Consider the following 24,422-nt stretch of genomic DNA (forward strand, 5'->3'; position numbering starts at 1 on the left):
GGCTCCGTCCTGTCATGAGTGCCACTTTGTGATCGTGATTGTCGTGCCCTCTCCTTGTTCCGTGTCGATCTCCATGTCGTCCATGAGCGTCTGTGTTCCGGACAGCCCACGGCCCAACCCATCCGACGTCGAAAATTCCCCCTCAAGCGCTGCGTCGGGATCGTCGATGCCTGGCCCCTGATCCTCGAAGATGACCGTGAGACCGGTTCGATCGTCGTCGGTGATATGCTTCCATTCCATCGTTCCCTCACCGGCGTAAAGGTGGATGTTCCGGGCGAGTTCCGAGACAGCCGTGACGATCCGCGTGATATCCGTGGTGTCAAACCCGACTTGCTCAGCGGCGTCTCGGGCTTGTTGACGGGTCTGGAGCACGTCAGTTTCGGACTGGATCTCTACTCGACCGGAGCCCTCGCTCATGAGGGATCCCAACTTACTCCCAACATTTCGAGTGCATGATCGGTCGACCGGGCAGTCTCAACTGCATCCAACCGGTATCCGAGTTCTGCAGCGGTCACAGCGACTTCCGGGCGGATCCCGGCAATCACTGTCGTCCCGCCCATGAGTTCGATCATCTGAGCCGTCTCCGAGATATGCCGGGCGAAAAACGAATCCATCAGTTGCACGTTGGACACGTCGAGGATGACGCCCTCAGGCTGGCTGGTTTCCATTTCTGCCAAGATCGCCTCTTGTAACTCGTCGACCACCGGGTCAGTCGGGTTGTTGGGAAACGTCCCCAACAGGATATCGTAGATTCGAACGACATTCGCGCTACCAGCCGACATCAGTCGAACGATACCCCCGCAATATCGAGCGCGGTTTTGAGGCCTTCCTGAAGCGACGATTGTGTTTCCACGTCGAATCCAATTCCGAGCTGCACGAGTGTCTGGGAGATCTCTGGATTGAGTCCCGTGATGATTGTCTGACCGCCCATCAGTTTGACGGCGTGGATCGTATCGATAAGATGTTGGGCGGTCTGGGTGTCAACCGCCTCCGCACCGGTAATATCGATGATCGCGACAGTGGCTTCCGTTTCTGAAATCCGTTCCAGGAGCTTCTCAGTGAAATCTTGGGCCTGTGCCGAGTCGAGTTTCCCGATGATCGTCGAGAGCAAAATCCCGTCCCAGACCTCGACGATTGGCACTGATCGCTTGGCGAGTTCATCGGCCAACGACTCTTGAATCTCTCGTTGCCGATTGCGCTCGGTGATGTTCCGACCGATACTGGCGATCGCTTTGAGACTTTCATCCTCGTCTTCAACGGGAGTCCACTGGAACTCGTACGGGAGCCGCTCTCCCGTCTTCGTTTCGAGAACAGTCCCAAGCGTGACGGCCGTCCGATCATTGGTGATAGTCTTTATAGCCGTGCGCACGTCCCCGCGCTCTCCCTCGGGGACGAGATCGGCGGGGTTGAGGTCCCCAATCTCGTTGTTGTCGTATCCTGTGACGCTTGTGAATCGAGCGTTCCACTCCACGTACTCGCCGCCGGGAGTGAATACGTAGAACAGGTCATCAAGCGAATTGACAGCGTCTGCGAGTAACCCAGGATCCGAAGAATTGATCATGGATACCAATTTATCCCCCTGGTTGATATAACCTCACGCTACTTATTTGGTATTAATTTAATCCATCACTAAATACATAACCTTCCGTTGAGAGCGATTATCTATGGCCGATACTGATCCCGGGGATAGGACAGAGCACAAATCCCTGTATAAAACTGCGGTAGAGCAGTCACCCGATGGGATATTTGCCTTGACGAACGATTTGGAACTGGCGTTAGTGAATAGACGGATTGAATCATTAGCCGGTGTTGAACGAGAGGAGTTGGTCGGGAGCCACGCGTCGGTTTTCCGCGAAATTGGGCTCGTAGATGGAGCCAATTACGACCGGGCAATTGCCGCATGTAGAACGGTACTGGATGGTGACGCTGATTCGGAGCAATTTGAAATTCAACTCACGCCACAATCCGAACCGATCACCGCTGAGTATCGGGTTGAACGAGTGTCCCGCGAGGAGGAAAACGCGCTCTTGATTGGAGTGCTCCGGGACATCACCCCCCGGATCGAGCAACAAAAACAGATCAAACGCCAACGAAACGAGCTCAAAACGGTTAGTCAGATCCAGTCATTACTCCACAATATAATGAAATCACTCCCGTCAAGCACGACGAGAGCGGAAATTAATCAAGTTGTGTGTAATCAGCTCATTCAATCAAGCTTCTATGATGCTGCATGGATGGGATACAAAGGGCCTCAAGAAGAAGGAGTCAGAGGCATCTATACCGCAGGGGTGGAGCCTGGTCTCCAAGAGTTCATCACGACTCGTGAGATGGGCCGGGACGGAGCGTCAATTCTGAGCGAGGCGTTCGATACTGAACACATCCAAGTGATCAGTAGTCCGGCGACGGATCCGAGACTTCCCGATCAATTTCGAGATCAGCTTGTCCGCTATGGATATGAATCAGCGATTCTCGTCCCGCTCACAATCGATCATATGTCGTTTGGAGTATTAATGGCCGCAACCCATCGAAAGAATGCGTTCATCAGTCGGGAACGGATGGCGTTCGAAGCGTTAGGAGGTGTCGTTGAATTTGCGGTGAATGCCGTCGAGAACGTCCAATTACTGCAGGGGGCGAAAATGGTCGAACTCAGATTCCAGATACAGACGGGTGCGATCGCTGCAGACATCTCTGATACGTTCGATTGTGAGTGCTATCTTAATGGCATCTCACCCGCCCCTAACGACAACCTACGATGTTTTGTCTCCGTTGAGGATGCACCCACGGATGAGGTAGCTGTCTTTGCGGAACAACAAGCGGCGGTTCGAAGCGTCGAGGTGATCGACGAGTGGGAGTCGGGTGGGACGTTCGAGATCGTCTTGGGAACGTCCCCGTTGCAACCGCTCATTGACTCCGGGGTTTACATCGAGGGAGCTTCAGCGTCAGACGGAACCGCACACATATCAGTTCGTATCGGTGCAGATAGAGATCCGGTTGAGATCCTCGACAGGGTAGAATCGGTCTATCCGGAAATCGAACTCGTGAGCAAACAATTGGTAGAGGATACACGTCACCCCGTCTTTGAACTCAGTGGATGGGTAGGCGAACATCTCACGAGCAAACAACGTCAGGCGTTGGAGGAGGCGTACTTTCGGGGCTATTTCGAGTGGCCCCGCGAGAACACTGCAGAGGAGATCGCTGAAGCCCTAGGCGTCTCGTCCGCTACGTTTCACGCCCATCATCGCAAGGCGACTCAGAAACTCCTCTCAGCGGTGTTTGAAAAGAGCACAGAGCGGGAGATGTAGGTTATCGACAGGGCGAAGACGGGAACCTGTCCGGATGCCCCCGACGGGCGATCTATTGGAAAACGCCCCATACGGGGTGACAGAGCCAGCAGATCCCGGATGTTCTTGAGGCAAACACAATTTCACTACCACTGGTGCCACCGACACAGGCTTCACGATGAGCCGTCTTCCGGACAATTGCGACAACCACCTATAGCGATTGCCCTGTCTACGACTCGACGCCGTTGTACGATCGGAGTTCACTCGCTGGCCTCGAAGAAGACATCCGAACCGTTGCGGCCACCTGGTTTGACCACGAGGCCCACGACTCTGTCACCGAATTCGTCGCTCACTACCCGTTGACGTATGTCGAATTTCGCCCCGACGACCGGTATTCGAGAGCAACGCGATACGAGATGGCGCAGCTGCTCCGCGCGTTCCTGCTCAAAGAAATTCACGGCTGGACCCACGAGACGGCACTCGCCACGTACCTCACCCAACGCCCAAAACTCCGTGAGCAACTGTGTCTGGAGATGGTCCCAGACCAATCGACGCTCTGGCGCAGCTGGCACGAGCGGTTCACCACTGACCTCCGGAAGTCAGTCGAGACGGTGGCTCGAATGATCCTCATCAAAGCTCAGGATGCGGGTGTCGCGGTTCCGCGTGAACCGGCACGAAAGCTCCAGCATCACGATGGCAAGTCTGGTGAGTCAGAATCAGACGATCAAACCACGTTGGAGCAGGCAGCGAAGCTCACCGACCACGTCAGCCGTATCGTCTTCCCGGCGTTTTCGCTGGATCGTGGGGACGGCTGTGAGATACATGAGAACGCCTACTGGGGATTACAGACGTATCTCGGACTTCGCGAGCAGCTGGCTGCGAACGAAGGAGCTCGCAGTTTCGTCTACGAATCGACTCGGGATCGGACACCGCTGGGGCACGCCCATCGCGACCACATCCGCGACCTCTCTATCGAGCAGATTCGCGAGATGTACCGACAGGCGATCCGGCACCTCATCGGCGAGGTCGCAGAGACAGAGCAGTTCTTCCAGGCGGGTATTGTCGCCATCGACATCACTGAGGCCGATCCCTTCACCGGCAATAGAACGGGCTACGAGGACGAGATCATCGGGACGAAAGAACAGACCGACGAGTACGCGTACCAGTGGGCGACAGTCCAGCTGGTCGGCAACGCCGTCCCGCTCGTCCTTGATGCCCGCCCGGTACGGAAAGGCGAGAGTCGGAAGGACATCGTTGAGGACTTGCTGGATTCGGCTGAAGAGCTCGTCCACGTCGATAACGTGCTGATGGACCGGGAGTTCGATAGCCAGCACGTCCTAGAGATGATCAGCCAGCGCGGGCTTTCCTACGTCGTTCCGAAGCGGATGCAGACCAGCGAAAAAGCTCAGGCAAAGCGGTTGCTCCAGCGCGATCAAGACCGATACGAGACCGACCGTAAACTCCATCTGGGGAAGAACGAGTGGCACGAGACGACGCTGATCTACCGCCGGAAAGAAGACTCTGAGCACGACGACCATCGACAGTACTCGGTGTTCATGTCAAACCGAGGTGGTAGCTTCCTCACTGAGTATAGGTATCGGTGGGAGATTGAGAGCGGCTATAGGTCGATCAAGCGGTTCATGGCCGCGACGACGTCTACGGATTTCGGACTGCGATTCTTCTACTTCGCGTTCGCGTGCCTCTTATACTCAATCTGGCGAGCGATCGATCTACTCGTGCAGGCCGAGTTGACTGGAGAATACGAACGGTCACCGATGCTGACTGCAGATAATACACTCACGCTGTTGAAGAAATAGGCAGGAATCGGGTAGTAGACTGCTCTATCCGTGATAGAGCGTCGTCTAAGTGGCAACGCTACCGAAAGTTTCGAAAAAACCGCCCACATAGTAGGAAATCCAACAAGAATGGCCGTTTGGAGAGCGATCTGAAGCAGATTCCACTCATCAATTCAGTCGGAACCACGCATCATAGCCCCGCTAAACCCGCTATAGTCTCAACTTCCAAGTATCAAAAGTTAATATCGCGAAATACGGTTTATTTGATCCGGGCTGACCAGAATTCTGACCACCCAGCCAGTCGAAATTCGTCGGTACGTCCCGAGTTCACTCGAGTAGCGAATACATATTTCTCTCGTACGTCTCGCGAACTTGGTTCCCCCAATCGTGCGTGTACGTGTCGATTATGTCGTCGGCGACGTCACCGCGGAGGTACTTGACCACTCCCCGGTCGCCGGTTCGGTCCCGGAGGTGCGTGGTGAAGAAGTGTCGAAAGTAGTGTGGAGTGACGTTTTCAGTGGCCCCGCCGCCGGTTCGATACCACCCGGCATCTCGGGCGTATCGTTCGACGATGTGCCGCACCGCCTGGGGGTCGAGTCGCGACCCCCATCCCTCTGCGGTGCCGACAAAGAGCGGATCGGCCGACGAGGGGCAGTCCGGTCGGATCGCGAGCCACGCTTTGAGAACTCGCGCCAACTCGTCGTCAACGGGGATCACGGTACTGCGCTTACGCTTGTTCGATGCCGAGCGGACCTCGTCGTTCAACGTTTCGCCAACGGTCGCATCAGGCGTCACGTACACCGAATTCGGCCGACCGGCGAGTACCGGTCTGGTTCCGAGATCGTACGCCTCGTTCAGCTCGTCGTCGTCGATCGCGACGTCGCGGAGATCGAGGTTACAGCACTCACCGACCCGCATCCCGGTCTTCAAGAGCGTCACGACGAGAGCGCGGTGAAGCGGATGGGTGATGCCGGAGACGAACGTTCGCATCGCGGGAATCGAAATGTCCCGGCGGGCCGGGTCCGTGTCGATCGTTTCGTCCATCTCTTCGACGACAAGCGTCATCGGATTGCCGTCGAACGCGCCGACCTCGGTCATATACCCGTAGAATCGGTGCAGATACGCCGCGTACGTCGCTACCGTGCTGTCGGCGAGTTCACCTCGGAGCGAGTGAATGAACGCCATACAGTCGCGGTGCGTGGCCGTCTCGGGGGTGGACGTCTCGTCGAGAAACGCCTCGAACTGCCGGAGCACGCGCTCGTACGACTCGCGCGTCCTCGACGTCTTCCCGTGATAGGTCAGATCTTCGATGAAATACTCAACCGGATCGTCGATATCGGCGGGGGCACGCGTGCTACTCATCGACGAGCGCGTATCCCCCTCGCCGGCCGTTGTATTTGATGCGGTTCCGATCCTGCAACTCGTCGAGTGCGTCCTCTAAGCGATCTTCGAAGTCGCCGCGCAGCGCGTCGACGAGTTCGTCCCACGACTGCGGTCCGTCAGCAAGAACCCGTTCCACCTCTGTTTCGAGGTCGTGACTCCCGGGGGTTTCGTCCGTGGAAGCGGTCTCCTCGGTGCTCGACGGTTCCGAGAGAGAAAATCCACGTCTCCCGGCCTGTACCATCGTTCTGACGAACTCGCTTTGCGACATGTCCAGCTCGTTCGCGTGAGTCTGCCACCGATCTTTCTGCTCGGCGGGCACGTACGTTTTCACTGAACGGCGATCACTCATCTCGATGTACCGTTTTGCGGCCGGTACCTTCAATTTACCCCATAATTCAGGATAAGTGACTTTATCTGTGGTTGTAGTACCTTCTAGATGACGGGGATAACTAGTTATATTGAATTATAGAACTATAAGCGCAGCAAACTGTTCCTAGATTATAGGATATATTACTGCTGCAAAATACTATGTCATATGTTTGTATGTTTGTCAGCCGGAGCCAGCGTGACCGGAGATGGTCGCCGGACGGCGTGTCTCCACAGACAGCCCGATCGCTGGCGCGAATGAATCGTGCGTCGCACTGGAAAGTACGACAACTCGCTTGTGGGACTCAAGATGCGCTCGATCGATGTGAGCGTCGCGCATCGCTGTCTCTCTCCGTCTTCAAAATAATCTGAATGATCCGACATATTATTGGTTAATAGATATGTGTTCTGCAACCTCGACGTACTCATCTGAGCGTGCTGTGTAGGGTGGCTGTCCGGGAAACGGGCGGTAGAAGGACAACGAGAAACGCTCTCGCTGGTGTCTGTCTCACTACCCGTATCGTTCTATTTCTGACCGTATACGCCGTTGTTCGGCTTATTTCGATGGCGACAGATACACGCACGATCAGTCAGCGTGGCGGATCTTCTAAGTGATTCTACTCGCCTAGACTGTCGGTTCGTCTCGTGATCAGAGCCAATTCATCCGACGAATTGGAAACCAGAACAATATCTGAAAACGAGAGGTCGGAGATTGAGTGACGAGTGAAGATCTACTAACCGCGATACAAGGCGACCGTTCGGGTGTGTCCAGATCGCGTTGGGCCTGTTCGCGTCTGGGTCTTTTTTACACCGCTGTTTCGGTCGCTGCTCACACAGCACTATTTGTGGCACACACGCCAAGTATATTGTATAGTGCTATACAAACGAACCTGGCCTTGATGAATCGTTCGAGCCGCTTTCGACCGTCTCGCGGAGATCTCGCATGAAGCGCTCGTTTCAGCTGCGCCACAGTCTCGATTGATCGGGCACCGTCCCCAACTCTAAGCGCTTACAGAGTGTGGAGTGGCTACCGAGGTACTCGAGAAGTGCTGTTTCGTGTTCCCGCCCGTGGATTCCTCGTCCTCTGTACCGAGTCGCTGGTTGAACAGGGCGGTCGCTCGTTCGTACCCGCTGTATCCGTCGAACCGCTCTGTGTCGTCGGTCATCGCCCAGTACGTCGCTTTGTGTTCGACGGGATCTCGGTCTCTTCAAGTCAATTTACCACGAAGAGAGAACGTACCGATAGTATATTTCCGCTATGTGGCGTAGTATCAGTATGGAATCTTCTCCGCTCAGCCAGCGTCGCGACTTCCGAACGCTGTTCGACGAACTCGACGGCGTTGCGCTCTGGGCGGCGACGGAGCCCGGCGAGTTCGACTACATCAGCGACGGATTCGAGGACATCTGGGGGATTCCCCCCGAGAAAGTCATAGACGACGTGAACGAACTGTACGAGACGATCCACCCCGACGACCGGGACCGCGTTCGCGCGAACATCGAGGAATCAACCCATGATCTCCGTGATGTCACGTACGAGGGGCGGGTCGTCCGTCTCGACGGATCAGTGCGGTGGACACTCAACCGGCAGGTCATCCTGCGAGACGACGAGGGAGCGGTCAGTGAAGTCGCCGGGATATCGACCGATATCACCGACCAGAAGAACCGTGAGCAGGAGCTCGAACTGCTCAATCGGATCGTCCGTCACGACATTCGCAACGATATGGCGGTCATGCTCGGGTGGGCGGAGATGCTCGAAAAACACGTCGACGACGAGGGCAGCGAGTACCTACGGAAGATCTCAAGCAGCGGTGAGCACGTCGTCGAACTGACGGAAAATGTGCGTGACTACGTACAGACGGTCGTCTCGGAAGACGAGATTCAGACCGAGCCCGTTCGGATCTGTTCGGTGCTCGAAACAGAGGTGTCGCTCCGCGAAGAGTCGTTTCCGGAAGCCGAGTTCACGATAGCGAGCACACCGAGTGACGTCGAGGTACTGGCGGACAGTATGCTCAACTCGGTCTTTCAGAATCTCCTCAACAACGCCGTCCAACACAACGACGCGGACACGCCGCGTGTCGACGTTTCGTGTGCGGTCTCTGAGGAGACGGTCACGGTCCGGATCGCCGACAACGGTCCCGGTATCCCCGACAAGCACAAAGAGGTCATCTTCGGGAAGGGCGAACGAGGGCTCGGAAGCGAGGGAACGGGGATCGGACTCTACCTCGTGTATACGCTCGTCACGCAGTACGGTGGCGAGGTCTGGGTGGAGGACAACGAACCCACTGGTACGGTCTTCGTCGTCGAACTCCCCCGGTCCGACTGACTCCGCTAGGTGGGTCCGGACGGTGTGGAGATCTTCAGTCGGCGTCGACCACGGTGAGCGCGACTCGATGAACGCCCTTCAGCGGGCGGATTCTGGACAGAAGTTCCTCGATTCGCTCGCCTGTTCCGTCGACCGCGATAGACTCAAGACATAGGTCGCCGCTGAGGTGGACGTGGTGCACCGCGATGATCGTCTCCGTGAACTCGTGTTGGAGATCGGTCATCGCGTCCGTCACGCCGCCGTGGTGGTGATCGTAGAGTACGACCACCGTTCCGCGGCGGCTCCCGGCGAGGTTCCGGTGCCGATTGAACTCCGTGATAAATGCTCGCAGTGCGTCTCTCGTCGCTTCCGATCGGCTGTCGTACTCGCCGGTGTCGACGACGTCGTCGAGTTCCCCAAGGAGGCTCGGCGGCAGTGTGACGCTCATCCGGTCGACGTCTTCGCCCATGATGGCGTTGTGTTCCGGCAGTCTAATAGTAACCCGGTGCCGGCGCTCGTAGTCTCGTTCTCAACGAATCGATCATTCGTCGAAATGGTCGGCTGCGTCTCGTCTGGACATCCTGATACAGTATTACGATTGAGAGGAAAAGTATTATCACCGGTTGGAGATGGGTAGACGTACGCATGCACATCCCGGATGGCTTCCTCGATCCGCTGGTCGCGGGTCTCTTCTGGGTCGGCTCCGGCATCGCCATCGGCATCGCCGTGAGGCGTGCCCGCCGCGAACTCGGCGACGAGCGGACACCGCTTCTCGGCGTCGTCGCCGCGGGACTGTTCGCCGCACAGATGTTGAACTGGCCGATTCCGGGTGGTACGAGCGCTCACTTCGTCGGTGGTGCGTTCGCCGGTATCCTCCTCGGTCCCGCTCTCGGCATCCTTGCGATGACCGCCGTTGTGACGATCCAGGCCCTCGTGTTCGGCGACGGGGGACTCATCGCGCTCGGCGCGAACCTCTTCGCGCTGGCCGTCGTCGACGTTCTCGTCGGTTACGCGGTCTTCCGCGGGCTCAAGGGCGTCCACGAGACGGGTGCCGCCTTCGTCGCTGGCTGGGTTGCGGTTACGGCGAGCGCGCTCGCGGTCGGGGCGGGGGTCGGGGCTTCTTCGGCGTTCGCGTACGAACTCGGCGTGACCGTGCCGATCATGGCGGGCGGACACGCGCTGTTGGGAATCATTGAAGGCGCGATCACGGCCACCGTGTACGGCTACGTCGCGGATGCTCGACCGGACCTCGTCCTCGGACGGACCGCCGACGAGAGGGTCTCGCCAGAGGTGGGCCTTTGAACGCGCCAAGCGGCTCGTGGCGGAGGCCTGGGCTCGCCGTCCTCGTCGTCCTCGTCGTTCTTTCGCCCGTGTTCGGGTGGGCGTCGGGCGTCGTCGGATACGCTGAACCGCTCGAACACGCCGCGGAGGTCACCGGCGCGGCCGACGAAGCGAACTCCGCCGCCTCCGGGCTGTTCCCGAATTACTCAGTACCGGGTCTCGGTGCACCGGCGGGAACGCTCGTGTCGGCACTCGTCGGGACGGTGCTTACGCTCGTGCTCGCGCTCTGTACCGGGACGCTGCTAGAACGGTGACCGGCGTCTTTGGTCGCTCGCTCGCGTCGATCACGGGGGCGCTCCGGGCGGTCTTCGCGGCCGAACGGGTCGCCGCGAGCGACGGGTTTCTCCAGCGGCGCGACCCGCGAGTGTCGCTGTGTTCGCTTGCCGGCCTCGCGCTCGCGGTACTGATCACGCGAACGGTCGCGGTGACGTTCGCGTTCGGCGTCGTGACGGTCGTGCTGGCGAAGATATCTGCCGTTCCGATCCGTCGTCTCCTCGCTCGATCCGCCGTCGTCCCGCTCGTGTCCGCGTTCGCCGTTCTGCCGCAGGCGGCGTTGATTCCCGGAAACGCGCTCGTGCAGGCGGTCGGCGTCACGATCACAGACGCCGGCGTCGCGTATGTCGTCGCCTTCACGCTCCGCGTCGGCGTCGGCGTCGCACTCTTATCTCTCGTCGTGTTGACGACGCCGTTTTCGTCCGTTATCGCCGCCATGCGCCGACTCCGCGTCCCCGTCGCGCTCGTGTGGGTTATCGCCATCACCTACCGGTACCTGTTCTTGTTCTTCGACGAACTACAGCGGTTGGTCCTCGCGCGGAACAGTCGAACGACCGGGAGAGGGCTCTCCGGCGGCTGGCGCGACGCGAGCCGGATCGCTGGGACGTTCCTGTTGCGAACGCTCGACCGCGGCGAGTGCGTCGGCCGCGGAATGCGAGCCCGCGGCGGTGCTCGTCCCCCGTCGCCGTACGGCCGCCGGCAGGCCGTCGATTGGTATGGTTACGCGCTCGTTCTCTGTTCGGCCGCCGCGGTCGTCGCCGCCGGGGTGATCCGATGGGGTCCGTGATCGACGCGCGCGCGGTGACACACGAGTACCCGGACGGAACGACGGCGCTCCGAGACGTGACGCTCTCGATCGACTCCGGCGAACGGGTCGCGGTCGTCGGCGCGAACGGGTCGGGAAAGAGCACGCTACAGCTCGCGCTCGGCGGACTCGTCGATCCGTCAGCGGGGGCGGTTCGGTACTTCGGTCAGACGACGGACGCCGAACGCGTCAGGGACAGACTCGGCGTGTTGTTACAAGATCCCGACGACTACCTGTTCAACGCGACCGTTCGCGAAGACCTCGAATACGGGCCGGCACAGCTCGGAATGTCGCGGCAGGCGGCAGACGAGCGGATCGCTCGGCTTGCGGCCGACCTGGGACTGACCGACCTGCTTGACCGGCCGCCGTTTCGGCTCTCGGGAGGCGAAAAACAGCGCGCTGCGATGGCGAGCGTCCTCGCCTTCGACCCGGACGTGCTCCTCCTCGACGAGCCGTTCGGGGCCGTCGACGCTCACTACCGCGAGCGCGTCCGCGAACTGATGGAAGACCACGAGGGGACCGTGGTGGTGTTCACGCCGTCGCTGGATCTCGCAGCCGAGTTCGCCGATCGCGTGATCGTCGTGGGACAGGCGGGATCGATAGCCGCGGACGCGTCCGCGAGAGCGATCTTGACGGATAGTGACCGATTGCGGGAGAACGGCCTCCGACCGCCCGCGACCGTGCGACTGTTCGAGGGGCTTCTCGACGCGGACGAGATACCGTTGACCACCGCGGCTGCGCGGCGACGCCTCGTCGACGAACAGGAGTAGGGGCTGTCTCCCCTCCGCCAAGCCGCTGATCGACGCTCTCAGACTCGAATGTCCGACGCCGCCTCGTCGACGGCGACGACATCTGCCGCGCGGTCGACGCTGGCGTCGCTCTCGGCGGTGTTCCGCATTAGCACTGTTTCGCTGGGGAAGAGGTGCTCGCCGACGACGAGCCCGTGGTCGCGGGCGGTAGAGCCCGTCACCGTGAGGTACACGCCGAGTCCCGTCCGCGCGACGGCGGCTTCTTCCTCTTCGTCGGGGTCCGGATACACGAACTCGACTCCGTCCAGTGCGTCGGTCCCCAACACCGCCGTGACCAGCCGCTCGTACCGCGGCGAGATGCAGAGCGGCCCGGTGTAAGACGTGAGGAACTTGCGGTCGAGGTCGGTTCCGAGATCGAGTTCCGACGGGTGTCCCATGAGGGTGTGATACACCGTATCGCCGAGACCGTTGACGACGCGGACGTCGGTGTCCACTGGGTCGATCCGCTGGTTGACGTCAGCGATGGTTCCCAGTCCGTCGGATTCGATCCCGACGACCTCCTCTAACACGAGGTCAGCCGAGTCGAATCCCAACGCGAACTCGTGCGTCCGGAGGGCACGGAACGGCTCCTCGCGGCCGACCAGCTTCATGCGGGTGTCGCCGAGGTCGACCGTCGCTGCGTCGAAGACGATCCGGCGCGGCTTTCCGTCGCGGTCGTCGCGCATCAGCGTGAACTCGGGGCTATTCGGCTCGCCGGGATGCGAGTAGTCCGCCAGCCGCTCGTACGGGCCGTCGTCGGCGGCGGTTCGCCCCTTCGTGATCGACTTCTCGTATCGGAGCGTGTTGCTGACACGGTCCGCGAGGCGGTCGAGCCGATCGTCGTCACCGACGTGGGCGATCCGTTCGAGGACCGCTTCGAGCGGTCGCCCCTTTCGAGGAACCGCGACCGGAACCGGGTCGCTCATTGCCGGAGGTGCGTCGCCGCGGGTAAAACGGATTGCGTTTTGGTTCCGACGGTCGCGAGCGAGTCGATCCGTCGGCGTATGGTCCGTCCGTCTCCGCCCCGCTTACGGACCGAACGCCTCGTTGAGACGCTTTCTGAACGCTTCGAGCTCTTCGAGGTGGTCGTCTATCGCGTCGAGCTCGGCCTCGATGTCGTCGAGATCGTCGCCGAGTCGGTCTTCGACCTCGGTCAGTCGGGTGTCGACCTCCGCGAGATCGTCCCAGAGGTCGTCGAACTCCTCGTCGAACCGGCCGAGCCGTGATTCCACGTCGTCGACGCGGTCGTCCGTGGCGTCCACGTCGGATTCGACGGCGTCGAGCCCGGCGGACACCGCCTCCACGTCGTCAGTGAGGCCCGCAACGTCGTCGGCGATCCCGTCCGTCTCCTCGTCGATCCGAGCGATGTCCGTCGTCGCGGCCTCGACCGACGCTTCGACGGATTCGACGGACGCCTCGACGGACTCGACGGACGATTCGATCCCGTCGACGCGTCCGTCGACCGCGGAGACGTCGTCCGCCACGTCGTCGACCGTGTCGTCGACGCGAGAGAGGTCGTCTCGCAGTTCGGTCCGGGCCGTCTCGGCGTCGTCCGCCCGGTCGTCGAGCGTCGACACCGTCGACTCCACCGCGTCGATCTGGTCGTTCAGGTCTTCGAGTATCTCGCGCGCGGTCCCCTCGCCGTCGATGAACTCCGCGAGCGCGTCGGCGTACGCCTCGATGTCGGCGACGCTCGACTGCAGCCGGCCGATCCGAACGTCGACGCTGCGCGGTACGCCGTCGTCGAACTCGGACTCTATCGTCCGAATGTCCTCGGGATCGGCCTCGCCCGACCGGATCTCAGCGGCGAGTGCGGCGGCGACACCGCCCTCGACGTCCACGCTTGGCCGGTGTTCGTCCGCCGTCGCCGCTCCGTTATCCGGTTCGGACCCGTGGTCGAGGTCAGGCACCTCGTCCGACGTCGTCGCTCCGTCGTCCGGTTCGGGTTCGTCTTCGAGGTCGGGCACCGCGGGTTCGTGCTCCGCGTCCGTCGGTGTCGTCTCCTCCGGCTCGTCCGGAGCCTCGCTCGCGTCGTCGCGGGGCGTGACCGCGGCCGTGCGGCCGTCTCCGACCGTCCGCGGCACGGGTGAGTCGCTTTCCGCGGATTCTTCGGACCCGTGGTCGGTCACGTCGAGTTCGGCCTCCGCGAGTGCCGCGTCTGTGGCATCTGTGGCGTCTGTGGTGTCGGTGTCGATCGGCTCCACCGTGTCGCCCTCGCCAGTCGGTCCCACGTCGCCGGTGTCGTCCGTCTCCGGGTCGCTCTCGGTCGCCTCTTCCATCCCGGGTAACGTCGTCCGGTCGCCGGCCAGAACCTCTCTCACGGCGTCGGTGTCGCCCGCGCCGAGCACGTCCTCGATCTCCTCGCCGACGGGAACGTGTTCGATCACCGGCGTCTCAAGGAACCCGTCGAGGTCGGGGTCATCGTCGCGGATTCCGAACACCGTCTCGACCGCGTCTCCCGGCTCTAACACGCGCTCGAACTCGACGCGGTGGTCTTTGTACGCGGTCCAGTTGTCGCTCTCGTAATCGGGGTGGAACCCGATCCGGTCCATCGGAAACGACTCCGGTATCTGGTCGACGATACGCACCCGTACGGCGTCCTCGCGGTCGGAGGAGAGGTCGTACCTCACCGCCGGCACGGGGAACGCGTCTTCGGTGAAAGACTTCTCGACGCGGACGCCGTCCTCGTCGACGGTACGCCCGCTGTCGGGTTCGCTCATACGACTCCGTCCCGGAGCAGGGGCTTAAATTCCACGGGCTGGGTGTCGGTCGTGATAACACCGAGGCCGAGCGCCGGCGGGCCTCGGACGATCGACCGGTCGCCTCACAGATCGATCCTGTCGCCGATCTCGACTATCTCAAGCTGGTTTGGGTGCTCGAAGCTCCGGACGTGTTCGTGAAGCGCCGTGGGATCGGCGGTGAGCCCTTTCCACATGTCCCAGTGCGTCGGGACGAGTCGGTCGAGTTCGAGGTCGTTCGCGGCCTGCGCGATCTGGTTCTCGTCGCTGTACCACTTCGTCCGAACAGGTTCGCCGGTCTCTTTGTCCGGAACGGTCCCCACAGACCCGAACGCGAGGATACCGAGGTCGATGTCGAACCGGTTCGAGAGGTCGGAAAAGGAGTCGGACGGCTTGCTGTCGCCGGCGTGGAACAGGGTGCCGGCGTCGTGTTCGATCACGTAGCCGACGGGATGCGTCGCGTCCGCGTCCTGCGTTTCGACGACGTGGACGGTGAACTCGCCAATCTTCGCTTCGTCGCCTTCTGTGACTTCGGTGAATGCGTCCTCGTCGACGTCCCACTCGTCCGTCCAGCACTCCTCTTCACGGGCGACCGCGATCGAGTCGTCGGGCGCGATGAGATCCGCGTCCGTGGTCGAGAGGATCGGCGCTTGCGACGGCCCGTGGACGTGGTCTGTGTGCTCGTGAGTCGCCAGCACCGCGTCCGCGACGTCGACGTCGGCGGGATCGAACGGCACCGGGATCATCCGCACGGTTCGCGGCGGATCCCCGGTTCCGACGTACGGGTCGATCCAGAGGACGGTCCCGTCACGCCCCTTGATCGCGAACCCATTACAGCCCAGATACCACAGTGCTACGGTGTCGGGGTCGGCGTCTGCCACCGCTCGCGGCAGCCAGTCGCCCCAGTCGGAATCGGTCATGGCCGATCGTGCGGGTGCGCGTGTGGTAACCGTTGCGGAGTTCGCGACAAATCTGTCTGTCGAGAGACGACATAATACTGATCGCGACCGCACAGATATATCTCATATCGCAATATAGAATCGACCACTGCACCCGTCGGACGGTGCGTTCCGAACCGCCGAGCGCGTCCCGACAACGACACGCCTTTTTCCGGTCCGCCTGTTCGACGTGTATGGACCCGAAGCGGGAGCTGTCGAGCATCGACCTCCGCGCGCTCGTCACCGAACTCAACCGGTACGAGGGCGCGAAGGTCGATAAGGCGTACCGCTACGACGAGGACCTCGTTCGCTTGAAGCTCCGCGATTTCGACCGCGGTCGGGTCGAACTCATGATCGAGGTGGGCGACGTGAAGCGCGCGCACGTCGCGGACGCCGACCACGTCGCGGACGCCCCCGGTCGCCCGCCGAACTTCGCGAAGATGCTCCGAAACCGGCTGTCGGGGGCCGACTTCGTCGGCGTCGAGCAGTACGAGTTCGACCGCATCCTCACCTTCGAGTTCGAGCGCGACGACGAGAACACGACGCTCGTCGCCGAGCTGTTCGGTCAGGGCAACGTCGCCGCGCTCGACGAGACCGGCGCGGTCGTCGGGGCGCTGGAGACGGTCCGGCTCAAGTCCCGAACGGTCGCGCCCGGAACCCAGTACGAGTACCCCGCCTCGCGGTTGAACCCGCTCGACGTGAGCTTCGGCGGGTTCGAACGGCACATGCGCGAGTCCGACAGCGACGTGGTGCGGACGCTGGCGACGCAGCTCAACCTCGGCGGCCTGTACGCCGAGGAGGTGTGCACCCGCGCCGGTATTGACAAGGAAACGCCGATCGCCGAGGTGACGGACGACCAGCTCCGCGCGCTCCACGACGCGCTCGCGGACCTCGCAGACCGACTCCGCTCCGGAGACGTCGACCCGCGTATGTACGAGGAGGTGGTCGACGGCGGATCGGGCGACGAGGGCGAGCCCGAAACCCGCGTGGTCGACGTCACGCCGTTCCCGCTCGCGGAACACGAGGGACTCCCGAGCGTCGGCTTCGACTCGTTTAACGCCGCGGTCGACGAGTACTTTTACCGGCTCGAACGGCAGGACGAGACCGGCGACGACGCCGCCCCCGCGGACGCGAGCCCGTCGCGCCCGGACTTCGAAGAAGAGATCGCGAAACAGGAGCGGATCATCGAACAGCAGGAGGGGGCGATCGAGGGGTTCGAAGAACAGGCCGAACGCGAGCGCGAGCGCGCCGAACTCCTCTACGCCAACTACGACCTCGTCGACGAGGTTCTCTCGACCGTTCGGGACGCGCGCGCGGACGACGTGCCGTGGGACGAGATCGCGGATACCCTCGCCGCCGCCGCAGAGCGCGGGATTCCCGCCGCGGAGGCCGTCGTCGGCGTCGACGGGAGCGAGGGGACCGTGACGGTCGAACTCGACGGCGAGGACGGAACGGCGACCGAGATCGAACTCGACGCGGACGCGGGTGTCGAGGTCAACGCCGATCAGCTGTATCGGGAGGCGAAGCGGATAGAGGGGAAAAAGGAGGGCGCGATGGCGGCTATCGAGTCGACCCGGGAGGAACTGGAGGCCGTCAAGCGGCGCAAGGCGGAGTGGGAGGAAAGCGAGCCGGCCGACGACAGCGACGCAGACGACGAGGACGGAGAGGAGTACGAGACGGACTGGCTCTCGCGGTCGTCGATCCCGATCCGGAGTCCCGACGACTGGTACGAGCGGTTCCGCTGGTTCCACACCTCGACGGGATACCTCGTCATCGGCGGGCGCAACGCTGACCAGAACGAGGAGCTGGTGAAAAAGTACATGGGAAACCACGACCGCTTCTTCCACACGCAGGCGCACGGGGGGCCCGTGACGCTGCTGAAGGCGGCCGGACCCTCGGAATCCGCGGATCCGGTCGACTTCTCCGAGGAGACCCTGCGGGAGGCCGCGCAGTTCGCGGTGTCGTACTCCTCGGACTGGAAGGACGGCCGCGGCGCGGGCGACGCCTACATGGTCAAGCCCGATCAGGTGTCGAAGACCCCAGAGAGCGGCGAATACATCGAGAAGGGGAGCTTCGTGATCCGCGGCGACCGAACGTACTTCGAGGACGTGCCCTGCCGGGTCGCCGTCGGCGTCCAGTGCGAGCCGGTCACCCGCGCCATCGGCGGGCCGCCGTCGGCGATCACCGAGCGGGCGGCGTCGCACGTCACGCTGGAGCCGGGGATGTACGCCCAAAACGATGCGGCTATGATGGTCTACCGTCGGCTGAAAGACCGGTTCGCGGATCAGTCGTTCGTGCGGAAGGTGGCGAGCGCGGACCAGTTACAGGAGTTCCTGCCGCCGGGCGGGTCCGACATCGTGGAGTAAGCAGCTGGCGGTTTCAGCATCACGCGCGAGCGCGACTCTTTCAAGGCTCCGAGCCCGAACACGGGCATGAGCTTCGCGGCGCTGCCCGACGGCTGGCGGGTGTGGAACGAGGAGCCGAGCGGCCGGGCCATCCTCGTCTACCGTCCCGACGTGTTCGATGGCGACGACCTCCCGGCCGAGTGCCTCCCGACGATCTACCTGACGAACGGCGCGCGGACCGCCCGTCCCGGGTCTGGGCAGTACGCGACCGACGAGTGGCACGTCGTGCTCTTCGCCGAACCCGAGATCGAACTGGCGTCCGAGACGCGCGAGACGCGCGAGACGGGAGCGGACGCCGCGGTCGAGATCGCGGCCCGGTTCGCCGCCGGCGACGTGGACTACCGGGACGCCTACCAGGTACCGCGAGAGGCGTACTTCGATCGGCTTGACGACCTCGTCGGCGGCGACTGACTCAGACCGCGAGAGCCGACGGCGTCGACACCCGGTCGAGCGAGCGCGGTGTCGCGACGGAGCGTCCGAGCCTCGTCGACCGCGCCGGCGATCCGCCGCCGTCGCGGAATCGATCCATGAAGTTGGATATCGACGCCCGAAAAGCGGGCCACGAACGCCACGAACACGAGGGTTTTTATCGACTCCCGACCCACGAGTGCCTGTATGAACGCCGGTGGGGACTACACCTCCGACGAGCCGCGAGAGAAGTGCGGCGTCGTCGGCGTCTCGCTCGCGGACCGAGAGGCCGCGCGGCCGCTGTACTACGCGCTGTACGCGCTCCAGCACCGCGGACAGGAGTCCGCGGGCATCGTCACGCACGACGGGTTCCAACAGCACAGTCACGTCGAGCGGGGACTCGTCGGCGACGCGTTCGACGAGGGGGATCTGGCGTCGCTCTCCGGCGGGACCGGCATCGGTCACGTACGCTACCCGACTGCCGGTAGCCTCGACAAGAGCTGTGCACAGCCTTTTTCGGTCTCGTTCAAGTCCGGGTCGCTCGGGCTCTCGCACAACGGGAACCTGGTGAACGCCGACGAGGTCCGCGAGGAGTTAGCGGCCGCCGGCCACGCGTTCACCTCCGACGGCGACACGGAGGTGATAGCTCACGACCTCGCGCGCAACCTCTTAGAAGAGGATCTCGTGCGCGCGGTCAAACACACGATGAACCGGATCCACGGCTCGTACTCGCTCACAATCACTCACGACGACACCGTTCTCGGCGTGCGCGATCCCCTCGGGAACCGACCGCTCTGTATCGGCGAGGTCGACGACGGCTACGTGCTCGCGAGCGAATCAGCCGCCATCGACACTCTCGACGGCGAGCTGATCCGGGACGTTCGTCCCGGTGAACTCGTCGTGTTAGAGCCCGACGGAAGCGGGTACGACACGTATCAGCTCGTCGAGCGCGACTCGACCGCACACTGCTTTTTCGAACACGTCTACTTCGCGCGTCCCGACTCGGTGATAGACGAGAACCTCGTGTACGAGGTCCGCCGGAAGTTGGGGCGGAAGCTCTGGGAGGAGTCGGGCGTCGAATCCGACGTGGTGATGCCGGTGCCCGACTCCGGGCGCGCGTTCGCCTCCGGCTACGCCGACGCCGCGGGCGAGACCACGGCCGACGGCGATCCCCGGCCCGAGGGAGACGGCGGCATCGAGTTTGCGGAGGGGCTGATGAAGAACCGCTACGTCGGCCGGACGTTCATCATGCCGACGCAAGACGAGCGCGAGCGCGCGGTGCGGTTGAAGCTCAATCCGATCAAATCGACCGTCGAGGGGAAATCGGTCACCATCATCGACGATTCGATCGTTCGCGGGACGACATCGACGCAGCTCGTCGACCTCGTCCGCGAGGCGGGAGCCGAGGAGGTCCATCTGCGGATCGGCGCGCCGGCGATCGTCGCGCCCTGCTACTTCGGGATCGACATGGCGACGCGCGACGAACTGATCGCCGCCGACGCCTCCACCGAAGAGATCCGCGACGCGGTCGGAGCCGACTCGCTGTCGTACCTCTCCGTGGACGCCGTCTCCGAGGCGCTCGGCGAGAGCCGGGCCGACCTCTGTCTCGGCTGTGTCACCGGCGAGTATCCGTACGACGTCGAGGGTGAAGCGACCGATCGACCGATCGGAGACGTCACGTCCGACCTGACGCCGGCCGACGACTGATATCGGAAGCCGACCGGCCTCACGCGTCGACCGACGAACGAGGGACCGTCTCACCTCTCTCGCTCCGGGTGATCCGATCGCTCCCGGTGACCCGATCGCTCCCGGTGACTCGGGTCCGGCCCCATGGGACGTATCGGGAAGTTACATACGTACACGACTGGATGTGAGTGTATGAACGCTATCGACGACGACACGACGATGAGCCGCCGCGGTCTGTTTCGAACCGGCGCGGCCGGTGCCGCCGTCGCGGTCGGCGTCACAGCCGGCTCCGGGACCGTGGCGGCCCAGTACGACGGCTGGCTGGACGACGTTCCGAACTACGACGGGACACACGACTACAGGGGGCAAGACGAGGTGACCGTGACGGTTGGCGCGGGCAACGGCCTCGTGTTCGGTCCGGCCGCCATCCTCATCGATCCCGGAACGACCGTCGTTTGGGAGTGGTCCGGTCAGGGCGGCGCACACAACGTCGTCGCGGACGACGAGACGTTCGACAGCGGGGAGCCGGTCAACGAGGAGGGGTACACGTTCGAGCACACCTTCGAGGACGTCTCGGAGGGGGACACGTTCAACTACCTCTGTGTCCCCCACGAGGCGGTCGGGATGAAGGGCGCAGTCGCGGTCGGGTCCGTCGACGACGATCTCGTGACTCCCGGCGAGGGGAGCGACGGCGGTGACGGGTCCGCCGGTGGCAGTAACGAAGACGGCGGCGAGGAGGACGAAAGCGGTGACGGATCCGACGGCGGCCGCGACCTCACCGCGAGTGACATCGGCGCGCTCGCGCTCGGGCTCGGGTTCGCTGGGGCGCTTCTCGTACCGCTGTTCTACGCGGCCCACAAAATGGCGACCGACGAAGAGTAGGCGGCCTAACGGCGGATCATCGGGCGTGGTCTCGGCCGTGCGTACGATCGGCGGTTCGGCTCAAGTGATCGTCACGCGGACGGTGCGGACGGTGCGGGCGGTGGGGCGACACGTCGGAACCGGCACCGAGCGCCTCAAAAGGCGTGATACAGCATCAGGTACACGCCGATCCCCATCGCGAAGGAGACGAGCCAGAGGACGGCGGCGACGAACCCCGCTTGGGCGTGACGCGTGTGATACAGCTCTTCGTACGGTCTGGTCGCGGCCAGAAGCAGCGCGTAGAACACGAACGGGACGCAGACGATTGCGAGCAGGATGTGAATGGCGAGAAACGGGAGGTAGACGTACGTGTAGACAGGTTCGGGTCCGGGAAAGGAGGCGGTGCCAACGTGGATCAGTCGGTAGAGGTACGCGGCGAGGAACGTCGCGAACAGCGCGAGCGAGGTCAGCATGAGCGCCCGGTGGCGGGCGACGTTCCCGCGGGAGATGGCCCGCCACCCGAGCGCGATGGTGCCGATCGCGGTCGCGGAGATCGCGGCGTTGACGTGCGGGATCGCGGCGAGTACGGGGTCGCTCGCGCGCGGGAGAAGCGAACTCGGGATCGCGCCGCCCACGGCCCCGAACACGAGCGCGAGCGCGACGGTCGATAAGAGGGCGGTCAGGGTCGGAACGTTCTCGCGGGCCCACTCGGACATAGTCACTGGCACGGACGCGACGCAAAAACGCGTGCCGGTTCGAGCGCGGATCGCGGTGTCTTGGTCCGCGCCGGGCTCTGCGACTCCCCGGCACGGCACTGCCGAATGGAAGGGCTTTTAATCGGGGGAAGGGTACGGGGAAACGCGACAGAACAACGCGAGCGTGGGTAGCCAAGCCAGGCCAACGGCGCAGCGTTGAGGGCGCTGTCCTGTAGAGGTCCGCCGGTTCAAATCCGGTCCCACGCATCGCTCGGCGGCACACCCGCCACACCGATGCACGGTGTTGTCTCTACGACAGCACCCACGCACAATTCCTTTCGACCGCTGCCCGACGAGCGGCGGCGACGCCTGATCCCGATCCGTCGCCGCTCGCGCGAACTGCCACCCTTTTAGTCGCGCGCCGTCGGATGAACGCGTAATGAGCGAGGACGCGACCCCCGCGTACGACTACGAGGAACTGGGGCTCGTCGCCGGCTTGGAGATCCACCAGCAGCTCGACACGGCGACCAAGCTGTTCTGTGACTCCCCGACGACCGAGCGCGACCCGGCGGAGTCGGGCCGGGAGATCACCCGGCGACTCCACCCGACGAAGAGCGAGCTGGGCGAACTCGACGACGCCGCAGTAGAGGAGAGCCGCGTCGACAGGGAGTTCACCTACCTCGCGTACGACACCACTTGTCTCGTCGAGGAGGACGACGAACCGCCCCGCCGCGTCGATAGCGAGGCCCTCTCCGTGGCGCTGCAGATCGCCGACCTCCTCGACGTGAGCGTCGTCGATCAGGCCCACGTGATGCGAAAGCTCGTCATCGACGGGTCGAACACGTCCGGCTTCCAGCGGTCGATCCTGCTCGGACAGCACGGCGAGATCGAGACGAGCGAAGGAACAGTCTCCATCGCCGACCTCATGTTGGAAGAGGAATCCGCAAAGCGGGTCGAAGAGACCGACGACGGTGTCGTCTACTCGCTGGATCGCTTGGGCGTTCCCCTCGTCGAGATCGGGACGGGACCGGATATCCGGAGCCCCGAGGGTGCCCGCGAGGCCGCGGCGCGCATCGGGATGCTCCTCCGATCCACGGGAGCGGTCAAGCGCGGCCTCGGAACGATCCGGCAGGACGTCAACGTCTCCATCGCCGAGGGCGCGCGCGTCGAGGTGAAAGGCGTTCAGGATCTGGCCGGGATCGAAGACATCGTCCGCGGCGAAGTGGGCCGACAGGCCGAGCTGCTCGCGATTCGCGACGAACTCCGCGAGCGCGACGCGAGTGTCGGCGACGTCCGCGACGTGACCGACGTCTTCGCCGACACGGAGTCGGGCGTGATCCGCGGCGCGCTCGATTCCGGTGGGAAGGTGACCGCGGTCCCCCTGTTCGGATTCGACGGGCTCGTCGGGCGCGAGATTCAGGACGACCGGCGGCTCGGGACCGAACTGTCGGACCACGCGAAGCGCCACGGTGCCGGCGGGATCTTCCACACCGACGAGCTTCCGGCCTACGGCGTGACCGAGACGGAGGTCGAAGCGCTGCGGGAGGCGATGGGCGCGGGGGAGACGGACGCGGTCGCCATCGTCGCGGCCGACCCCGAGACCGCCGACCTCGCGATCGAGGCGGCGGCCGACCGCGCCGCGACCGCCATCGAGGACGTGCCGGAGGAAACCCGCGGCGCGAACGAAGACGGGACGACGCGGTACCTCAGACCGCTTCCCGGGGCCGCGCGGATGTATCCGGAGACGGACGTCCCGCCGGTCGAACCCGACCCGACCGTGGTCGACCGTCCGGAACTCCTCGACGAGAAGGCGGACCGGTACACGGAGGAGTTCGGCCTCGACGCGGGGCTCGCAGAGCAGGTCGCGTTCGGACAACGCTTCCCGCTTTTCGAGACGGCGGTCGAGCGCGGTGTCGACCCCACCTTCGCCGCGTCGACGCTGGAGTCGACGACGACGGAGATACGACGCGACGGCGCGCCGGTCGAGAATCTCACCGACGAGCACTTCCTCGCGGTCTTCGAACTCGTCGAGGACGGCGATCTCGCGAAGGAGGGCGTTCCCGAGGTGCTCGCGACGCTCGCGGAGAGTCCCGAACTGTCGGCCGCAGAAGCCGTCGAGGAGGCCGGCCTCTCCGGCGTGAGCGAGGCGGAGGTGCGAGAGGCGGTCGTCGAGGTCGTCGATCGTAACGCCGATCAGATCGACGAGGAGGGGATGGCCGCGTTCTCCGGACTAATGGGCGAGGCGATGGGTGCGCTGCGCGGCAAGGCGGACGGCGAAGTGGTCTCTGACGTGCTCCGCGAGGAGATCGGCAAGCGGTCGTAACGCGCTCCGCGAGGGGACTGTGACGGTTCCTGC

At 63.1% G+C, this 24,422-nt stretch carries 22 protein-coding genes, 1 tRNA gene and 1 pseudogene; 13 read left to right on the forward strand and 11 right to left on the reverse strand.

Going from position 1 to position 24,422, the window contains the following annotated elements; all coding sequences use genetic code 11:
• Positions 1-12: 12 nt before the first annotated feature.
• Genes EP28_RS00830 through EP28_RS00840 form a run of 3 tightly spaced genes read right to left on the reverse strand, consistent with a single transcriptional unit; the run spans position 13 to position 1,561 of the window.
• Positions 13-417, reverse strand: coding sequence for an anti-sigma regulatory factor (locus EP28_RS00830; RefSeq protein ID WP_049982127.1), 405 nt, complete (start codon positions 415-417; stop codon positions 13-15).
• Complete coding sequence (locus tag EP28_RS00835) at positions 414-782, reverse strand: STAS domain-containing protein (protein WP_049982128.1); 369 nt, start codon at positions 780-782, stop codon at positions 414-416. Before EP28_RS00835 ends, EP28_RS00830 begins: the two co-directional genes overlap by 4 nt.
• Positions 782-1,561, reverse strand: coding sequence for an STAS domain-containing protein (locus tag EP28_RS00840; protein ID WP_049982129.1), 780 nt, complete (start codon positions 1,559-1,561; stop codon positions 782-784). Before EP28_RS00840 ends, EP28_RS00835 begins: the two co-directional genes overlap by 1 nt.
• A 103-nt stretch (positions 1,562-1,664) precedes the next feature.
• On the opposite strand from EP28_RS00840, the gene EP28_RS13575 reads away from it, so the two are divergent.
• Complete coding sequence (locus EP28_RS13575; protein ID WP_080506014.1) at positions 1,665-3,302, forward strand: bacterio-opsin activator domain-containing protein; 1,638 nt, start codon at positions 1,665-1,667, stop codon at positions 3,300-3,302.
• A 176-nt stretch (positions 3,303-3,478) separates the two neighbouring features.
• The gene (locus tag EP28_RS00855; protein ID WP_155118394.1) at positions 3,479-5,098 is read left to right on the forward strand and encodes a transposase; all 1,620 of its coding nucleotides are present in this window, start codon (positions 3,479-3,481) and stop codon (positions 5,096-5,098) included.
• Between the two features lie 306 nt (positions 5,099-5,404).
• Here the strand turns inward: EP28_RS00855 and EP28_RS00860 are convergent, their stop codons facing one another.
• From EP28_RS00860 to EP28_RS00870, 3 genes and pseudogenes are all read right to left on the reverse strand, one after another.
• Complete coding sequence (locus EP28_RS00860) at positions 5,405-6,439, reverse strand: tyrosine-type recombinase/integrase (protein ID WP_049982132.1); 1,035 nt, start codon at positions 6,437-6,439, stop codon at positions 5,405-5,407.
• A complete protein-coding gene (locus tag EP28_RS00865) occupies positions 6,432-6,809 on the reverse strand; it encodes a DUF5805 domain-containing protein (protein WP_049982133.1) in 378 nt (125 codons plus the stop codon). Before EP28_RS00865 ends, EP28_RS00860 begins: the two co-directional genes overlap by 8 nt.
• A gap of 1,018 nt (positions 6,810-7,827) precedes the next feature.
• Positions 7,828-8,034 (reverse strand): annotated as a pseudogene (locus tag EP28_RS00870) (hypothetical protein); the annotation flags it as partial.
• Between the two features lie 68 nt (positions 8,035-8,102).
• On the opposite strand from EP28_RS00870, the gene EP28_RS00875 reads away from it, so the two are divergent.
• On the forward strand, positions 8,103-9,149 hold the full coding sequence (locus EP28_RS00875; RefSeq protein WP_049982134.1) for a sensor histidine kinase: 1,047 nt from the start codon (positions 8,103-8,105) through the stop codon (positions 9,147-9,149).
• Positions 9,150-9,183: 34 nt separating this feature from the next.
• Here EP28_RS00875 and EP28_RS00880 read toward each other — a convergent pair whose 3' ends face one another.
• Positions 9,184-9,597 carry a CopG family ribbon-helix-helix protein gene (locus tag EP28_RS00880; RefSeq protein WP_049982135.1) on the reverse strand — a complete coding sequence of 138 codons (414 nt, stop codon included), beginning with the start codon at positions 9,595-9,597 and terminating at the stop codon, positions 9,184-9,186.
• 176 nt (positions 9,598-9,773) lie between these two features.
• Here EP28_RS00880 and EP28_RS00885 point away from each other — a divergent pair, with 176 nt between their 5' ends.
• Genes EP28_RS00885 through EP28_RS00900 form a run of 4 tightly spaced genes read left to right on the forward strand, consistent with a single transcriptional unit; the run spans position 9,774 to position 12,317 of the window.
• Positions 9,774-10,430: an energy-coupling factor ABC transporter permease gene (locus tag EP28_RS00885; RefSeq protein ID WP_049982136.1), complete on the forward strand. Its 657-nt coding sequence runs from the start codon at positions 9,774-9,776 to the stop codon at positions 10,428-10,430.
• Complete coding sequence (locus EP28_RS00890) at positions 10,427-10,723, forward strand: PDGLE domain-containing protein (protein ID WP_049982137.1); 297 nt, start codon at positions 10,427-10,429, stop codon at positions 10,721-10,723. Before EP28_RS00885 ends, EP28_RS00890 begins: the two co-directional genes overlap by 4 nt.
• Entirely contained in the window at positions 10,720-11,529 is an 810-nt protein-coding gene (cbiQ, locus tag EP28_RS00895) for a cobalt ECF transporter T component CbiQ (RefSeq protein ID WP_049982138.1), read from the forward strand. The genes EP28_RS00890 and cbiQ overlap by 4 nt, the downstream gene beginning before the upstream one ends.
• A complete protein-coding gene (locus tag EP28_RS00900) occupies positions 11,517-12,317 on the forward strand; it encodes an energy-coupling factor ABC transporter ATP-binding protein (RefSeq protein WP_049982139.1) in 801 nt (266 codons plus the stop codon). Before cbiQ ends, EP28_RS00900 begins: the two co-directional genes overlap by 13 nt.
• 38 nt (positions 12,318-12,355) lie before the next feature.
• Here EP28_RS00900 and EP28_RS00905 read toward each other — a convergent pair whose 3' ends face one another.
• The 3 genes from EP28_RS00905 to EP28_RS00915 all read right to left on the reverse strand — a co-directional run bounded on the left by EP28_RS00905 (position 12,356) and on the right by EP28_RS00915 (position 15,993).
• Positions 12,356-13,261, reverse strand: a complete 906-nt coding sequence (locus EP28_RS00905) for a phosphoribosyltransferase HisG-related protein (RefSeq protein ID WP_049982140.1) — start codon at positions 13,259-13,261, stop codon at positions 12,356-12,358.
• Between the two features lie 102 nt (positions 13,262-13,363).
• The gene (locus EP28_RS00910) at positions 13,364-15,055 is read right to left on the reverse strand and encodes a hypothetical protein (protein WP_049982141.1); all 1,692 of its coding nucleotides are present in this window, start codon (positions 15,053-15,055) and stop codon (positions 13,364-13,366) included.
• A 104-nt stretch (positions 15,056-15,159) separates the two neighbouring features.
• Positions 15,160-15,993 carry an MBL fold metallo-hydrolase gene (locus EP28_RS00915; RefSeq protein ID WP_049982142.1) on the reverse strand — a complete coding sequence of 278 codons (834 nt, stop codon included), beginning with the start codon at positions 15,991-15,993 and terminating at the stop codon, positions 15,160-15,162.
• A 212-nt stretch (positions 15,994-16,205) separates the two neighbouring features.
• On the opposite strand from EP28_RS00915, the gene rqcH reads away from it, so the two are divergent.
• The 4 genes from rqcH (at position 16,206) to EP28_RS00935 (ending at position 21,392) form a co-directional block, all read left to right on the forward strand.
• Positions 16,206-18,377 carry a ribosome rescue protein RqcH gene (gene rqcH / locus EP28_RS00920; protein WP_049982143.1) on the forward strand — a complete coding sequence of 724 codons (2,172 nt, stop codon included), beginning with the start codon at positions 16,206-16,208 and terminating at the stop codon, positions 18,375-18,377.
• Positions 18,378-18,443: 66 nt separating this feature from the next.
• Complete coding sequence (locus EP28_RS00925) at positions 18,444-18,827, forward strand: DUF5820 family protein (RefSeq protein ID WP_049982144.1); 384 nt, start codon at positions 18,444-18,446, stop codon at positions 18,825-18,827.
• Positions 18,828-19,031: 204 nt separating this feature from the next.
• The gene (purF, locus tag EP28_RS00930; RefSeq protein ID WP_049982145.1) at positions 19,032-20,531 is read left to right on the forward strand and encodes an amidophosphoribosyltransferase; all 1,500 of its coding nucleotides are present in this window, start codon (positions 19,032-19,034) and stop codon (positions 20,529-20,531) included.
• A 171-nt stretch (positions 20,532-20,702) separates the two neighbouring features.
• Positions 20,703-21,392 carry a halocyanin domain-containing protein gene (locus EP28_RS00935; protein ID WP_049982146.1) on the forward strand — a complete coding sequence of 230 codons (690 nt, stop codon included), beginning with the start codon at positions 20,703-20,705 and terminating at the stop codon, positions 21,390-21,392.
• A gap of 134 nt (positions 21,393-21,526) precedes the next feature.
• On the opposite strand, the gene EP28_RS00940 is transcribed toward EP28_RS00935, so the two are convergent.
• Complete coding sequence (locus tag EP28_RS00940; RefSeq protein ID WP_049982147.1) at positions 21,527-22,087, reverse strand: DUF420 domain-containing protein; 561 nt, start codon at positions 22,085-22,087, stop codon at positions 21,527-21,529.
• 161 nt (positions 22,088-22,248) lie between these two features.
• Here EP28_RS00940 and EP28_RS00945 point away from each other — a divergent pair.
• A tRNA-Leu gene (locus EP28_RS00945) sits at positions 22,249-22,333 on the forward strand.
• 172 nt (positions 22,334-22,505) lie between these two features.
• The gene (gene gatE, locus EP28_RS00950) at positions 22,506-24,389 is read left to right on the forward strand and encodes a Glu-tRNA(Gln) amidotransferase subunit GatE (protein WP_049982148.1); all 1,884 of its coding nucleotides are present in this window, start codon (positions 22,506-22,508) and stop codon (positions 24,387-24,389) included.
• Positions 24,390-24,422 lie beyond the last annotated feature (33 nt).

This window comes from Halorubrum sp. BV1 (genome assembly GCF_000746205.1).
Classification (GTDB): Archaea; Halobacteriota; Halobacteria; order Halobacteriales; family Haloferacaceae; genus Halorubrum.